Below are 14,135 nucleotides of genomic sequence, written 5' to 3'. Positions count from 1 at the left end.
GGTACGGGGGAGGTACGACCCGGGGCCGGACTCCGCCCGGACGCTAGCGGACACCCCTATCGACGCCGTATCGATCCACCGGCGGCAACCCACCGATCCGGGCGGGCGATAACGACACAATGACGCCGCGATTGCCGCCCTCCCTAACGTCCGCCAGCAGATGGACGGCCCGCCGGGCGGGTCACCAGCGGGTTCAGCACGAGCGGGTTCAGGGAGTCGACTGTGTACGACGTCATCGTGGTCGGGGCGCGCTGCGCCGGGGCTTCGACAGCCATGCTCTTCGCACGCGCCGGATATCGGGTGCTCATGGTGGACCGCGCCGAGTTCCCCCGGGACACGCTCAGCACGCTCTACATCCACCAGCCCGGTGTGGCGCTGCTGCGGCGCTGGGGGCTGCTCGACAAGGTGCTCGCCACCGGCTGCCCGCCGCTGGACCGGGCGGTCTACCGGATCGCGGACATCCGTATCGAGGGCTGCTCGCTCCCGGTCGACGGCCACCGCGCCGCGTACGCGCCGCGCCGCTATCTGCTGGACGGCATCCTCGCGGACGCCGCGGTCGCCGCGGGCGCGGAGTTCCGCCAGGGCTGCACGGTGACCGAGGTGCTGTCCGACGACGAGGGCCAGGCCATCGGGGTGCGCTGCCGCACCGCCGACGGCACCACCACGGAGGAGCACGCCCGGCTGGTGGTCGGCGCCGACGGGATGCGCTCCCGTTTCGCCACCATGGTCGACTCCCGCATCACCACCGAGGACCCGGCCGCGACCTGCGCCTACTACACGTACTGGGAAGGCGTCACCGACCGCTTCGAGCTCTACGAGGCCCCGGGCCGCTGGGTCGGCACGGTGCCCACGAACGACAACGCCACGCTGATCGCGGCGTACTTCCCGCAGTCCGAGTTCGAGCGGGTCCGCAAGGACGCGATGGACGCCTACCTGGAGGCGGTCCGCACCACCGCCCCGGAGCTGTACACGAAGATCGAGTCCAAGGACCCGCTGGAGCGGCTGCACGGCACCGGCGACCAGCGGAACTTCTTCCGCGAGCCGGCCGGCCTGGGCTGGGCCCTGGTCGGCGACGCCGGACACCACAAGGACTCGATCACCGCCCGCGGCATCACCGACGCCTTCCGCCAGGCACAGCTGCTGGTGGACTGCGTCGGCACCGATCTGCGCGATCCGGAGAAGCTGCTCGACGGGCTGGAGGAGTACGCCTACCAGCGCGATGAACTCCTCATCGACGCCTACCACTCGACGCTGTCCGTCGCGGCCCTCGAAGTGGCCGAACACCGCCTCGCCATGCTGCGCACCGTCGCCGGGGACCAGAACCTCATGGACCGCTACTTCGCCACCCTGGCAGGCGTCATCGGCGTGGAGGAATTCTTCACCCCCGACCTCCACGCCCGCGCGGAACTCACGCACCCGTAGGGCGTGTCCGAAGACGGCTCGCACAGGCCCAGATAGCCGCTGAGCCGAGCCGCCGCGTCGAGCATCGCCACACCCCGCGCGGTGAGCTTCCGCCGCCAGTCGTCCAGGGCACCGGCCAGTGTGCCGGTGCCGCCGACGGTGCGGATCTGCCGCACCACGGTCGCGATGTGCTCCAGCGGATAGCCCCCGCGCCGGAGGAGATGCGCGAGTTCGGCGTCGCGGATGTCGTCGGCGCGGTAGACGCGGTATCCCGTACGGGGGTCCCGTACGGGGGCGACGATGCCGGCGTCTTCCCAGTTGCGCAGTGTCGCCGGGGTGACACCGAGCCGCCGGGCGAGTTCACCGACGGTCCGGGGTGCACGGTCCGCCGCGGAGGAGGCCGTACGGGGCGCACGGTCCGCCACGGGGGCCGAAGCGGCGTCGGACTCCCCCTCCACAGCCTCCCCCATCAGGTGCTCCACCGCGCTCCGCACCGCATCGAGGGTCTCCCGGTCGCGGAGCAACTGGCCGTGCCCGCGGTCGATGACCGCCAGGGCCTCGCCGAGGTCGTCCGCGTGCACCGCGTTCATGATCCGGCCGGCCGCCGCATGGCCGTACGCCGGAATGAGCGCGAGGTAGGCGCGGAGCGCGGCCGCATGCGCCTCGGTATAGATCCGGTACCCGCTGGGGGTGCGCTCGGCGGGCGGAAGGCACCCGTCGCGCTCGTAGTTGCGGACCGCCTGGGCCGAGATGCCGTGCTCACGCGCGAGATCAGCTGGTCGCATACCTCTCACCTATTGGAAACCTTGCCACAGACTCTAGCCAGAAACTCCGCACCCAGCCCACCAAAAGCCTCAACCGAGCTTTCAAAGATACGCTTGAGGCGCATGACCCAGGACATCCACGACTTCGTGCCCGCTTCGGCCAACCTGCTGGCGCTCGGTGAACCCACCCACCAGGAACCGGCCTTCGGACGGGTCCGCAACGAACTCTTCGCCCGGCTGGTCGACCACGGCTTCCGCTCGATCGCCCTGGAGACCGACCGCGTCGCCGCGCTCACCGTGGACGACTACGTCCAGGGCGGAGCCGGAGACCTCGACACCGTCCTGCGCGACGGCTTCTCCCACGGCTTCGACGCCCAGGCCGCCAACCGCCAACTGGTCACCTGGCTACGCGCATCCAACCGGACCCGCCCGCCCGAGGACCGGCTGACGTTCCACGGCTTCGACGCCCCGACCGAGAACTACAGCGCCCCCAGCCCGCGCCCGTACCTCGAACACACCCGCGCCTACCTGGACTTCGACCCCGGCCTCGACCTCGCGGAGCTCACCGGTGACGACGAACGGTGGAGCCGTACGGAGGCGGTCATGGACCCGGCCGCGTCGCCCGGCGCGGCACCCGAGGCCGAGAAGCTCCGCACACTCGCGGACGACATGCTCACCCTGCTGTTCGCGCGCGCACCGGAGCTGATCGCGACGACGTCACACGCCGCGTGGTTCCGGGCCAGGACCCATCTCACCGCCGGTCTCGGCCTGTTGCGCTACCACAAGCAGTCGGCGCAGCGCCTCGACGAGAGCGCCCGGGTCTCCCGCCTGCTGGCCACCCGGGACGTCCTCATGGCCCAGAACCTCCTCGACATCCGCGACATCGAGGCCCAACGGGGCCCGACCCTGGTCTTCGCCCACAACCTCCACCTCCAGCGCGCCGCGGGCCACTGGTCCTCGGACGCGCTGGACCTCCGCTGGTCCGGCGCCGGCGCCATCCTCGGGCCGCTGCTGGGCGAGCGGTACACCGTGATCGCCGGCAGTCTGGGCCGCAGCGAAGCCCTCCGGCTCCAGGAGCCCGCCCCGGACACCTACGAGGGCTCCCTGCAGCGCCACGCCACCACCCCCTGGTACCTGACCCCGTCCGCCGCGGTCTCCCCGGCCCGCACCCGCACCGACACCACCCCGCAACAGGGCTACTTCCCCCTGGACCGGGCCGCCCTCAACGGCTCCGACGCGATCCTCCACCTCGACGCCGGCCCGTCCTCACCGGGCGCTGAGCAGTCCCGGACCGAACGGGAAGAGCCCCTCGTACCCCTCCGGCGCCTCTGACGCACGACGGCCGGGAAAGCACCCCGCTTTCCCGGCCGAAAATGATCGTCACAGCGTCCAGAATACCGCCGGAGCGACTCCCCCGGATTTCACAGAAGAAAGGAGAACCAAGGCGATCCCGGAGAAATCCGGTCGATCAACAGCGGGCTGTCCTTCATCCGCCGCAACAGACTGTCGAGGTCCTGCGGACGCTCCAATTCAATTCCGACGAGGGCCGGCCCCGTCTCCCGGTTGTTCTTCTTGACGTACTCGAAGGCGACGATGTCCTCGCCCTTGTCGAGCACTTCATCAAGGAAGTGCCGCAGCGCACCCGGCTGCTGCGGGAACGTCACGAGGAAGTAGTGGCGCAGCCCCACATGCACCAGTGAGCGCTCCACCACCTCGGCATAGCGGCTCACATCATTGTTGCCACCGGACACCACACACACCACGGTGCCCGGCTCCGCCCCCGGCAGCACCTCCCGGGCCGCCGCACTCGCCAGCGCCCCGGCAGGCTCGGCGATGATCCCGTCGGTCTGGTAAAGATCGAGCATCTCGGTGCACAACGCCCCCTCGTCCACCGCGACGACCTCATCCACCAGCTCCTTGACCAGCGGATACGCCTGCGCACCCACCTTCCCCACGGCCGCCCCGTCGACAAAGGAGTCGAGCTCGGGCAGCGCCACCGGCCCGCCGTTCCGAAGCGCGGCCCGCATGCTGGCGGCCCCGGCCGGCTCGGCACCGATGATCCGGGTACGCGGCGAGTGCTCCCGCAGCCATACGGCGATCCCGCTGATCAGGCCACCCCCACCGACCGGCACCACCACCGTGTCCACGGCACCATCGGCCTGCCCGGTGATCTCATGCGCGACCGTGCCCTGCCCCGCCATGGTCCGCACATCATCGAAGGGATGGACATACACCGCGCCGCTTTCCTCGCTGTCCCAGTGCGCGGCAGCACTGGCCTCGTCATACGTACTGCCGACGACCACCAGCTCCACCGCGTCCCCACCGAACGCCGCGATCCGCTCCCGCTTCTGCCGCGGAGTATTGGACGGCACGAACACCCGGCCCCGTATGCCCAGCCGACTGCACGCGAAGGCGACCCCCTGCCCGTGATTGCCCGCGCTCGCGCACACGACACCGCGCCGCCGCTCCTCCGCCGTGAGCGAGGAAATCAGATTGAACGCGCCACGCACCTTGTACGAGCGACACACCTGACTGTCTTCCCGCTTCAGCAGAACCCGGCTCCCGAGCAGCGCCGACAGCCGATCGTTCCCCTCCAGCGCAGTACGCCGCACCACCGGCTCAAGCCGCCGTGCCGCCTGTTCAATTTCCGCTGCTTTCAACGTGGCTGGCATCTCGGAATGCTAACGCTCCACGCCGCCGCCCCTTTCCACCGACCACAATGCGGACACCCGGACTCACCTGCCTGGTCACCATGTGCACGTCGCCACTGCTCGAAGTCCTCTGAGCCCCGAATTCCCGAAGCGCACATCGCGGCGAATGGGTCAGCTCCTCCCGGCGCAGCACTCCCCGCCGGAAAGCCCAGCGGCGCTGACAGTGCCGCTCCCTCTCCAACACCGACCGGCCTCGGTCCTGGCACGCTGGGCGAAACCCCGAGACCCCCGCATGACGAGGTCGATCATGATCGTGCCGAGCTGCACGGCGCGGTCGCCGTTTCGCGGTCGCGGCGGCCTCAGCGCGCCAACCCGGCGTCCTTCGCGCACAGCGCGGCCTGCACCCGGTTGTCGACCTCAAGGGCCGCCAGAATGCGGCTGACGTGCGCCTTCACCGTGCTCTCCCGCATCCCCAGACCGGTGGCGATCTCAGCGTTGGACGCGCCGCCGGCCAAGAGCCCGAGCACGTCGGTCTCGCGCGGCGTCAAGCGCTCCATCCGGGCCCGCGCAGCGGCCGAGCCGCCGTGCGTCGTGTGGTGATGGTGCGCGATGAGTCGCCGGGCGGCAGAGGGGTGCAGCATCGCCTGCCCGTCGGCGACGACCTCGACGGCCCGGATGATCTCCGCGGGTTCGGTGTCCTTGAGCAGGAAGCCGACCGCGCCGGCCGCCAGCCCGTCGTAGACGTACTGGTCCAGGTCGAACGTCGTGAGCATCACGACCTTGGGCGGCTCGGCCAGCGCGCTCAGCCGCCTGGTGGCCTCGATACCGTCCATGTGCGGCATCCGCACGTCCATCAGCACGACGTCCAGGCACTGTACGGCAGCCCGTTCGAGCGCCTCCCGGCCGTCGGAGGCCTGTGCCGCGACGGCGATGCCGGGGGCGTCCTGAAGGATGTCGGCGAGCGCCAGCCGCACCAGGCCGTCGTCGTCGACGATCATCGTCCGGATCACGCCGCCCCCCTGCTGCGCTGGTCATCGAGCGGGATGGTGGCGGCCACCCGCCAGCCTCCCGATCCCGTAGGACCGTACTCCAGTTGGCCGTTGAGCGCGGCGACCCGCTCGGCCAGTCCGACCAGGCCGTAGCCGGAACCCTCGGATGCGGCCTCGGACGAGGCTCCGGCCGGGTTGCGGATCACCACTGTGGACCGCGGCGGACCGTAGCGGACTTCAAGCTGTGCGGTCGCCCCGGCGGCGTGCTTACGGGCGTTGGTCAGGGCTTCTTGTGCCAGTCGGTGAATGGCGAGCCGATGGCTGGCCGGTACGGAGCCGGGGTCGCCCTCGACGACCGCTTCGACCGACTGTCCGGCCGCCCGCGCCTCGTCGATCACCGTCGGGAGTTCCGGCAGACCGGGTGCCCGTGAGGCCGGTGTCTCCCCGGTGTCGTGGCCGCGCAGTACTCCCAGTACGTCCCGCAGATCCCCGAGCGCGTCGGTGGACGCGGTGCGCAGCAGGCCGATCCGGTTGGCCACCGGCTCGGGCAGGTCGGCGGCCCGCTGCTTGAGGGCACCGGTGTGCAGGGCGATGACCGTGAGCCGGTGGGCGAGCACATCGTGCATCTCGGCGGCGATCCGGGTGCGTTCCTCCAACCTGGCCTGCTCGGCCCGGAGTTCGCGCTCCACCCGCAGACGACTGACCTGCTCGGCGAGCGAAGCGACGTGCCGGCGGCGGTTACCCGTCCACAGTCCGATGACCACCACGAGCAGCAGCACCACCAGCGGCCCGTATTTACGGGTCATCCACAGGCTGGCCCCCGGATGCGCCAGCGAACTGCCGACCATCGCGACCACCACGCACAGCCCCTCGAAGACGAACCGGCCCCGGGCGGCGCGATGGAAGAGCACGACCAGCAGCGGGAAGAACGATCCCAGTAGCACCGCGCCGGCCGTGGTGCTCACTACGGCGAACACCGGCTTCCGGCGTCGCAGCAGGATCGGAAGGGTCAGCACCACGGCCAACCCCACACGGAGGCTGAGGAGCGTGCCACCCGCACCTACATACGCCTGCTGTACCGTCCCCGCTCCGACCACGCAGGTCATCAGCGCCTCGGCCCACCACGGCCAGGCCCGGCCCCTCGCCTTGTTCACCAGGCCAACATAAGCACGCAACACCCTTGCCACCTCGGCCAGTTGGCGATCGTCACCCCCTACTTTCGTACGGGGTGGCCGCGGCGGAACGGCCGATGGAACAGATTCGGCCGCTCCCTAGCGTTGCGGCCATGGACCAGACACCGGCCACTGCCGCACCCGCTCCCGCGATCACCGCCCTGCCCGGCCCCCAACAGCGCAAGGATGCCGTCGCGTTCTTCCGGGAGGCCGCCCGTTCCCGGCAGACCACCGGCGCCGTCGCCCCGAGCGGCTCCCCGCTCGCCCGGCGGCTCGCCGCGCCGCTGCCCGCCCCCCGCGGTCGCAGCCCACTGCGCGTCCTGGAGGTCGGCGCGGGCACCGGTACGGTCACCCGCGCGCTGGCCGAGCGCATCGGGCCGGGCGACCGGCTGGACACCGTTGAGATCAACCCCCGGTTCGTACAGCTGCTGACCGAGGCGCTGCGGACGGACCCGGTGCTGGCCGCCGCGTCCGGCCGCATCCGGATCGTCCCGGAGTCGATCTGCCGCACACCGCTGCCCGTGCACGGCTACGACATGATCGTCTCTTCCCTGCCCTTCATGAACTTTGCCCCCGACATGGTCCGCTCCCTGCTGGATCGGTACATGACCGCCCTGGTCCCCGGAGGCCACCTGACCTTCTTCAGCTATCTCGGCACGCTGCCCCTACGAACCCGGTTCGCCCCTCGCACCGAAGCCGCCCGGTACCGCGCGGTGGCGGCCGTACTGGCCGACTTCTCCGCCCACTACGGCAACGGGAATGCCGGCAGCGTCATATGGCGAAACCTGCCACCCGCCCGGGTTTCCCACCTGAGAGCACCCCAGCCGTCTGCAGGCATCACGGCCCCGGACTCCCTCCGCCGGCGATGACGATGACGCCCGGCGACCTGCTGACGACGGTGCCGCGAGCAGCCGCGTACCCCGTGATCACCGCGCTGGTGGTTCTGGAGTCGGTGCTCTTCCTCGGCCCGTTCGTGCCCACCCTCGGACTGCTGCCGGTCGCGGCGGCCTCGCGTACGCGGGCACGCTGACGCTGCCCGCCGTCATCACCTGCGCCGCGGCCGGCGCCGCCGGGATCACGGGCCCTGATCGACAAGGGGTTCACGGAGCTCGGGGTGAGGCGGGTCATCGCGCACACCATGGCGGTTAACACTGGCTCCCGCCGAGTGATGGAGAAGGCCGGCCTGTCCTTCCTACGGAGCTTCGCCGGGGACTGGCCGGAACCGATCCCGGGATCGGAGCACGGCGACGTCGATTACGAGGTCACCCGGACCGCGTGGGAGCAACGCCAATAGAAGCTCTCCGGTGATCCACAACTCTTGACAATTACTCCTTCGGACATCTGCCAGCACTGTCTGCGGAATTCTCGTCGTCGACCGCGAGGTCGACCATTGGCAAATCGAGCTCGACCGATGCCCCGCCCTGCTCAGTGAGCAGATAGACGTCTTTTCCGCGCACGCCGCGGTCGAACTGCCCGAATCTGACCGGCTGCGCTTCCTCGACCACGTGCGGAAGGCCGCCGTCTCTTCCCGCCTCGGGGCCGGCAAAGCAGGCTCTGCAATCGGTCGCCATAGCCTCCGGCTGACGCGTCTCAGTAACCCGCAGCCCATCAGCCAAACTTGTAGAGGATAACCAGCACAAAAGCCAGCCAGGCGAACATTCCGATGACCCCGACACATCCGGCGCGGTGACGTGGGTTGAGCCGCCCATCCTTGAAAAGTGGTTGGTGATGTTCGTTATGGTAGTAGTCGTAACTACCGATGGGTTCCCGGTAATAGCTGGCCGGAAGGCCCGTGATCGATTCGTCGCGACGACTGGAGGATGGTGGGGGCGACTGCTCCCCTGTTGGTGCCGGTGGTTGGCTCCTGTGGATCGGTGCAGGTGGCGGCGTGGGGTCGTGCTGAGGCGCAGTGGTTTTGACCGTGGCAGCGCGGTTGCGTCCGAGGGCGATGAGGCCCCCTGCATTGCGGTTGCGTTGCTGAGGCAGGGGACGGGACTTCGACGCCAGGGCGCGGTGAAGGTGCTGGTAGAGAGAGTCCATGTCGATGGGGTCCGGGGCCCCCGGAATGCCCTCGGTCAGCGCGGCGATCAGTTCACCGGTGAACGCCGTGTAGGTCTCTCCAGGTGGGGACAACGCCGGCCGTGTCTCAGCCGAGGCGGTAAGGAGGCAGACCCCCTCCACCATGGCGTGTTCGGCGATATGATCACTCGCGCTCATCTTGCCAACCAAAGCACGTCCGCTGTAGCAGCAGTCCAGGACTACCACGATGCGCTGGGCACCGACCTGAGGGTGCAGAACGGACCGGCGTAGATACTCGTACCGCAGAGCCGTGTACTCGTGTTCGCGGTCCGAATCCGGCAAGGCCAGATACAGCTCGTCGGTGTAGGGATCGGTTAGGCCATGCCCGGCGTAGTAGACGAGCAGTGTGTCCTGGGCCCGGCGCGCAGAGTCCTGCACGGCGTCAAGCACACGGCGGGCGCTGTCCGGCTGGGAGAGAACGGTGCACTGTTTTGTCGGCAGTCCCCAGACCGTGGGGTCGGTCAATACCTCTCGCAGGCCATCCAGATTGCCGGAGACGGCAGGTAAGTCGTCCAGCGCCGTGTAGGTGTGCACCCCGATCAACAGCGCTTCGGAACGGTTGGGGTCTGGCAGTACAGGCACCGATTAGTCCCTGTCTCCGCGGTCTGCTTCTGGCCCCCTGCCGGAGTCGTCGGTATCTCGGCTCTCGAGGATCTGATCAACCACCTCGGGCGAGGTGCCCTGGAGGGTGACGATCACACCGTTGCTTTCGAGCCGTACTTGGGCTTCGTGTGGACGTGATTCGCGCCAGGCCGCCACAGCGACCAGGATGTTGCTGAGGGCGATGGCATTGCCCAGTGCGACGTTGACGAGCTCCAGCGCCCCGCGCCTATGCCCCTGGCCCGGATGGACTGGGGCGATGGACACCTCAGCAAGGCCACGTAGTTCAGGATCAGTGATCAGCCAACGGCACAGCGACGCGGCATTGCCGACGAGGTTGATGCCCTCCACGGCCGTGCCCCCCGTACTGTCTGCGAATGTCGGATGGACCGCCACCAACTCGCCGCCTTTCTCCTGATCTACAGCGATGAACCATCGTAGGAACTCAGCCTGGCACGCACAGGTGGCTTTCCGCAGAGTGTCCACAGCACGGTGAACCTGGCCGGGCCGACACGACGTCAGGTCAGGACGGGCGGCACTGCCGCCGCGGTACCGATCTAGCTGTACTGCCCTGGAGCGTTGTTCACGCGGCTGATCGGCGGGTGGCCGCCGAGTGCGGTGTGGCAGCGGTGGTGGTTGTAGGTGTGGAGGAAGTCTGCCAGGGCTTGGGTCCGCTCGGAGGTTGAGCGGTAGGCCCGGAAGCGGCGACGCCCTCGCGGGGCGGTGAAACGTGCGGAGTCCGGTGGAGCGACCGCAACCGCCGCATACGGTCTCTCACCATCGCTACGCAGCTCGTGCAAGACGGTTGGAACGTCCAATGGCCACACAATGGCCACGCACGAGGGAGCGAAGATCATCGCGTTCCATCCCCGCAAGGTCTCGACATAAGAAAAAGCCCAGGTCACGGGCTATGTGACCTGGACTTTCCTTGAGCCGCCTTCGGGATTCGAACCCGAGACCTACGCATTACGAGTGCGTTGCTCTGGCCAACTGAGCTAAGGCGGCTTGGTGCGCGGCCCAGTCTACACATCGTGGAGGGGTGCTCTGTAACCAGTTCGGGAGGGGGCAGGGGGGCTGCGGGACGGGAGGGCGTGGGTGTGGTGTGGGTCACTTGCAGTGTTTGTCCTTGGGGGGGACGGTGCCGTTGAGGAGGTAGTTGTTGATCGTTCGGTCGATGCAGGCGCTGCCGCGGCCGTAGGCGGTGTGGCCGTCGCCGTCATAGGTGAGGAGGGTGGCGCTGGAGAGCTGGGCGGCGAGGGCCTTGGCCCAGGTGTAGGGGGTGGCAGGGTCGCGGGTGGTGCCGACGACGAGGATCGGGGCGGCGCCCTTGGCCTCGATGCGGTGGGCCGTGCCGGTGGGCTTGACCGGCCAGTACGCGCAGTTGAGGGCGGTCCAGGCGAAGTTTGTGCCGAAGACCGCGGAGGCCCTGCGGAAGGTGGGGAGGGCGGCGCGGACCTGGGCGGGGCTGGTGAAGGCGGAGGTGAGGTCGAGGCAGTTGACGGCGGGGTTGGCGTACATCTGGTTGGCGTAGGTGCCGTTCGGGTCGCGCTCGTAGTAGCTGTCGGAGAGGGTGAGCAGCCCGCGGCCGTTACCGGCCTCGGTCTGGGCGAGGTATTCGCGCAGGACGGGCCAGGCGCGCTGGTCGTACATGGCGGCGATGACGCCTGTAGTGGCGAGGGACTCGGTGAGCTTCCGCTCCTCGCCGGTGGCCGCGGGATGGGCGTCCAGCTTCCTGAAGAGGGCGGAGAGCTGCCGGCCGGCGTCGTCGACGCCGGTGGTACCGAGCGGGCAGTCCTTGTGCTTGATGCAGTCCGCGGCGAACGCCCGGAAGGCGGTGTCGAAGCCGGCGGTCTGGTCGATGTTGACCCGGCGGGAGTCGAGTGCCGGGTTCATGGCGCCGTCCAGGACCATGCGGCCGACGCGGGAGGGGTAGAGGCCGGCGTAGGTCGCGCCGAGGAAGGTGCCGTAGGAGGCGCCGACGAAGTTGAGCTTGTCGTCGTCCAGGACGGCGCGCAGCACGTCCATGTCGCGGGCGGCCTCGATGGTGGAGACATGCCGGAGCAGCGCGCCGGCCCGGGACGCGCAGCCCTTGGAGAAGCTGCGGTAGGCGCTGACGAGCCGGTTGACCTCGGCCGGTGAGTCCGGGGTCATATCGGTCTGGGTGTAGCGGTCCATCTGCTTGTCGGTGAGGCATTCGACCGGTGCGCTGCGGGCCACGCCGCGCGGGTCCATCGCCACCATGTCGTAGCGCGCGCGGACCTGGGCGGGCTGGGGCGCGTACTGCTGGAGGTAGTCGATCGCCGAACCGCCGGGGCCGCCCGGGTTGACCAGGAGGGAGCCGATCCGGCTGCCGGGGCCGGTGGCCTTCTTGCGGGCCACCGCGAGCTTGAGGTCGGTGTCCGCGCTGGGCTTGGCGTAGTCGAGGGGGGCCTGCATCGTGGCGCACTCGAAGCCCGCCACCCCACAGGGGTGCCAGCTCAGCTTCTGGTCGTAATACGGGCGGAGGGCGGCCGGGGTGGAAGCCGGGAGGGGCGCGAGGGTGGCGTCCTCGGCGGGGCGCTGGGCGCCGGCCTCCGTCCGGCCGGCCGGGGACGCCGCACTGCCGGGGGACGAACTCCCCGAGGAGCAGCCGGAGATCAGCAGAGCGGTGGCCGCGAGGAGAGCGGCGGCAGAGGTGCGGAACGGGCGGCTGGTGGCCATGGGCGGTCCCTTGGTCTCGGTCCCTGGAGCGTGGGGTGCGGGGTGTGGAGCGCGGTGTCGGTCCCTGGAGGTGGTGAGGGTGGCGGCGGGCGGTGAAGGGTGGGTGGGTGCGTGAAGAGCGGGCGGGCACGGAGCGGGCGGGTGAAGGGTCCCGCACGGAGAGTATCCGGGTGAGGGCGTGGTGTGGGCGGCTCTTGGTGTGGGAGGGCTGGTGGGTGGCGGTGGTCGGAGCCCCGGATGGGCGGTGGTGGGCAGGAGCCCCGGGTGGGTGGGGTCAGCCGGCGCGGAGTGCCACCGTCATCGCCTCGACCGCGAGGAGGGGGGCCACATTGCGGTCCAGGGCCTCACGGCAGGCGATGACGGCTTCTATCCGGCGGAGGGTGCGCTCGGCGGTGGAGGCGGAGGCGATGCGCTGGACGCTGTCGCGCACCTCGTCGTTGGCGAGAGGGACGGAGGCGCCCATCTGGAGGGCGAGGACGTCGCGGTAGAAACCGGTGAGGTCGACCAGGGCGAGATCGAGGCTGTCGCGCTGGGTACGGGTCGAGCGGCGCTTCTGCTTGTCCGCGAGTTCCTTCATCGCGCCCGCCGTGCCGCGCGGCATCCGTCCGCCGGTGCCGGCGGCGGCGCCGAGCGCGGCGCGCAGCTCCTCGGTCTCCTTGGCGTCGACCTCCTCGGCGACCTGCTTGGCGTCCTCCCCCGCGGCGTCGATCAGCTCCTGGGCGGCCTTGAGGCAGCCGCCGATGTCGTCGACGCGCAGCGGAAGCTTCAGTACGGCCGCCCGGCGGGCGCGGGCGCGCTCGTCGGTGGCGAGGCGGCGGGCCCGGCCGATGTGGCCCTGGGTGGCGCGGGCGGCCCGGTCGGCGGCCTCGGGCTCGATGCCGTCCCGCCGGACGAGGACGTCGGCGACCGCGCCGACCGGCGGCGTACGCAGCGAGAGCAGACGGCAGCGCGAGCGGATGGTGGGGAGCACGTCTTCCACGGAGGGCGCGCAGAGCAGCCAGACCGTACGGGGCGCGGGCTCCTCGACGGCCTTGAGGAGGACGTTGCCGGCGCCTTCGGTGAGGCGGTCGGCGTCCTCCAGGACGATCACCTGCCAGCGGCCGCCGGACGGCGAGAGCGAGGACCGGCGGACCAGGTCGCGGGTCTCCTTGACGCCGATGGACAGCAGGTCCGTACGGACGATCTCGACGTCGGCGTGGGTGCCGATCAGGGCGGTGTGGCAGCCGTCGCAGAAGCCGCAGCCGGGGGCGCCGCCGAGCGCGCGGTCCGGGCTGACGCACTGGAGGGCGGCGGCGAAGGCGCGGGCCGCGGTGGCCCGGCCGGAGCCGGGCGGGCCCGTGAACAGCCAGGCGTGCGTCATCTGGGAGGCGCCGTGGTCCACGGACACCGGCTCCGGCCGCTCACCGGGCTCCTGCCCCGCCTGTTCCGCGGAGACGAGGGCGTCCGCATCGCGCGCGGCCGCGGCCAGCTGCGCCGTCACCCGGTCCTGGCCGACCACGTCGTCCCATACCGCCATCGCTGTCCGCCGTTCCTGTTCCCGATCCGTTCCGTGCCGCCCGGCCGGCGCGGGTGCGGGTGCGGCCCCGCACACCGCGCGGTGTGTGCCGCGCCCGACCCATTGTGGTGCAACCCACTGACAAACGAATCCCTGAAGCCGGCGCCGGGCGCCCGGACGGCCGCTCCGGAAGCGGAAAACGGCCGTGGGGGGGGCGGTAGCGGCGCGCGCCCCCCCCGCGGTGGTGGGTGGGGGGGGGGGCCCCAGCCCCCGCCCCCCCCCCC

The 14,135-nt window shown here is 70.3% G+C and carries 13 protein-coding genes, 1 tRNA gene and 2 pseudogenes; 5 read left to right on the top strand and 11 right to left on the bottom strand.

Translation table 11 applies throughout. The annotated features are described in order from the left end of the window. Positions 1-222: 222 nt before the first annotated feature. The gene (locus ACFW5B_RS13320) at positions 223-1,422 is read left to right on the top strand and encodes an FAD-dependent oxidoreductase (RefSeq protein WP_386437857.1); all 1,200 of its coding nucleotides are present in this window, start codon (positions 223-225) and stop codon (positions 1,420-1,422) included. Here ACFW5B_RS13320 and ACFW5B_RS13315 read toward each other — a convergent pair. Further along, the gene (locus ACFW5B_RS13315; RefSeq protein WP_386437854.1) at positions 1,335-2,186 is read right to left on the bottom strand and encodes a TioE family transcriptional regulator; all 852 of its coding nucleotides are present in this window, start codon (positions 2,184-2,186) and stop codon (positions 1,335-1,337) included. The genes ACFW5B_RS13320 and ACFW5B_RS13315 overlap by 88 nt on opposite strands. Before the next feature lie 102 nt (positions 2,187-2,288). Between ACFW5B_RS13315 and ACFW5B_RS13310 the strand changes: the two genes are divergently transcribed. After that, positions 2,289-3,497: an erythromycin esterase family protein gene (locus ACFW5B_RS13310; RefSeq protein ID WP_386437851.1), complete on the top strand. Its 1,209-nt coding sequence runs from the start codon at positions 2,289-2,291 to the stop codon at positions 3,495-3,497. 89 nt (positions 3,498-3,586) lie between these two features. Here ACFW5B_RS13310 and ilvA read toward each other — a convergent pair whose 3' ends face one another. The 3 genes from ilvA to ACFW5B_RS13295 all read right to left on the bottom strand — a co-directional run bounded on the left by ilvA (position 3,587) and on the right by ACFW5B_RS13295 (position 6,959). Then, positions 3,587-4,837, bottom strand: a complete 1,251-nt coding sequence (gene ilvA / locus ACFW5B_RS13305; RefSeq protein WP_386437848.1) for a threonine ammonia-lyase IlvA — start codon at positions 4,835-4,837, stop codon at positions 3,587-3,589. Positions 4,838-5,175: 338 nt separating this feature from the next. After that, a complete protein-coding gene (locus ACFW5B_RS13300; RefSeq protein ID WP_386437845.1) occupies positions 5,176-5,826 on the bottom strand; it encodes a response regulator in 651 nt (216 codons plus the stop codon). Further along, the gene (locus ACFW5B_RS13295) at positions 5,823-6,959 is read right to left on the bottom strand and encodes a sensor histidine kinase (RefSeq protein WP_386437842.1); all 1,137 of its coding nucleotides are present in this window, start codon (positions 6,957-6,959) and stop codon (positions 5,823-5,825) included. Before ACFW5B_RS13295 ends, ACFW5B_RS13300 begins: the two co-directional genes overlap by 4 nt. A 131-nt stretch (positions 6,960-7,090) precedes the next feature. On the opposite strand from ACFW5B_RS13295, the gene ACFW5B_RS13290 reads away from it, so the two are divergent. The 3 genes and pseudogenes from ACFW5B_RS13290 to ACFW5B_RS13280 all read left to right on the top strand — a co-directional run. Continuing rightward, a complete protein-coding gene (locus tag ACFW5B_RS13290) occupies positions 7,091-7,846 on the top strand; it encodes a class I SAM-dependent methyltransferase (protein ID WP_386437839.1) in 756 nt (251 codons plus the stop codon). Beyond that, positions 7,843-8,007, top strand: a complete 165-nt coding sequence (locus ACFW5B_RS13285) for a hypothetical protein (RefSeq protein ID WP_386437836.1) — start codon at positions 7,843-7,845, stop codon at positions 8,005-8,007. Before ACFW5B_RS13290 ends, ACFW5B_RS13285 begins: the two co-directional genes overlap by 4 nt. A 33-nt stretch (positions 8,008-8,040) precedes the next feature. Further along, positions 8,041-8,271, top strand: a pseudogene (locus tag ACFW5B_RS13280) (GNAT family N-acetyltransferase); the annotation flags it as partial. 31 nt (positions 8,272-8,302) lie between these two features. Here ACFW5B_RS13280 and ACFW5B_RS13275 read toward each other — a convergent pair. The 7 genes and pseudogenes from ACFW5B_RS13275 to ACFW5B_RS13245 form a co-directional block, all read right to left on the bottom strand. Beyond that, a complete protein-coding gene (locus ACFW5B_RS13275) occupies positions 8,303-8,593 on the bottom strand; it encodes a hypothetical protein (protein WP_386437833.1) in 291 nt (96 codons plus the stop codon). Continuing rightward, positions 8,586-9,638 carry a caspase family protein gene (locus ACFW5B_RS13270; protein ID WP_386437830.1) on the bottom strand — a complete coding sequence of 351 codons (1,053 nt, stop codon included), beginning with the start codon at positions 9,636-9,638 and terminating at the stop codon, positions 8,586-8,588. The genes ACFW5B_RS13275 and ACFW5B_RS13270 overlap by 8 nt, the downstream gene beginning before the upstream one ends. Positions 9,639-9,641: 3 nt before the next feature. After that, positions 9,642-10,007 carry a hypothetical protein gene (locus ACFW5B_RS13265; protein WP_386437828.1) on the bottom strand — a complete coding sequence of 122 codons (366 nt, stop codon included), beginning with the start codon at positions 10,005-10,007 and terminating at the stop codon, positions 9,642-9,644. A gap of 206 nt (positions 10,008-10,213) precedes the next feature. Beyond that, positions 10,214-10,354 (bottom strand): annotated as a pseudogene (locus tag ACFW5B_RS13260) (IS481 family transposase); the annotation flags it as partial. 233 nt (positions 10,355-10,587) lie between these two features. Next, positions 10,588-10,661, bottom strand: a tRNA-Thr gene (locus ACFW5B_RS13255). Between the two features lie 102 nt (positions 10,662-10,763). Then, entirely contained in the window at positions 10,764-12,356 is a 1,593-nt protein-coding gene (locus ACFW5B_RS13250) for an alpha/beta hydrolase (protein ID WP_386437825.1), read from the bottom strand. Between the two features lie 274 nt (positions 12,357-12,630). Further along, entirely contained in the window at positions 12,631-13,872 is a 1,242-nt protein-coding gene (locus ACFW5B_RS13245; protein WP_386437823.1) for a DNA polymerase III subunit delta', read from the bottom strand. Positions 13,873-14,135 lie beyond the last annotated feature (263 nt).

This window comes from Streptomyces sp. NPDC058773, from assembly GCF_042746015.1.
GTDB lineage: Bacteria > Actinomycetota > Actinomycetes > Streptomycetales > Streptomycetaceae > Streptomyces.
This window is presented reverse-complemented; position numbering and strand designations above follow the sequence as displayed.

What these genes read in the sequence shown, in the direction of transcription:
- ACFW5B_RS13245 (WP_386437823.1), bottom strand. Translation starts at nt 13,872, where the DNA reads ATGGCGGTATGGGACGACGTGGTCGGCCAGGACCGGGTGACGGCGCAG.
- ACFW5B_RS13290 (WP_386437839.1), top strand. Translation starts at nt 7,091, where the DNA reads ATGGACCAGACACCGGCCACTGCCGCACCCGCTCCCGCGATCACCGCC.
- ACFW5B_RS13285 (WP_386437836.1), top strand. Translation starts at nt 7,843, where the DNA reads ATGACGATGACGCCCGGCGACCTGCTGACGACGGTGCCGCGAGCAGCC.
- ACFW5B_RS13310 (WP_386437851.1), top strand. Translation starts at nt 2,289, where the DNA reads ATGACCCAGGACATCCACGACTTCGTGCCCGCTTCGGCCAACCTGCTG.
- ACFW5B_RS13250 (WP_386437825.1), bottom strand. Translation starts at nt 12,356, where the DNA reads ATGGCCACCAGCCGCCCGTTCCGCACCTCTGCCGCCGCTCTCCTCGCG.
- ilvA (WP_386437848.1), bottom strand. Translation starts at nt 4,837, where the DNA reads ATGCCAGCCACGTTGAAAGCAGCGGAAATTGAACAGGCGGCACGGCGG.
- ACFW5B_RS13315 (WP_386437854.1), bottom strand. Translation starts at nt 2,186, where the DNA reads ATGCGACCAGCTGATCTCGCGCGTGAGCACGGCATCTCGGCCCAGGCG.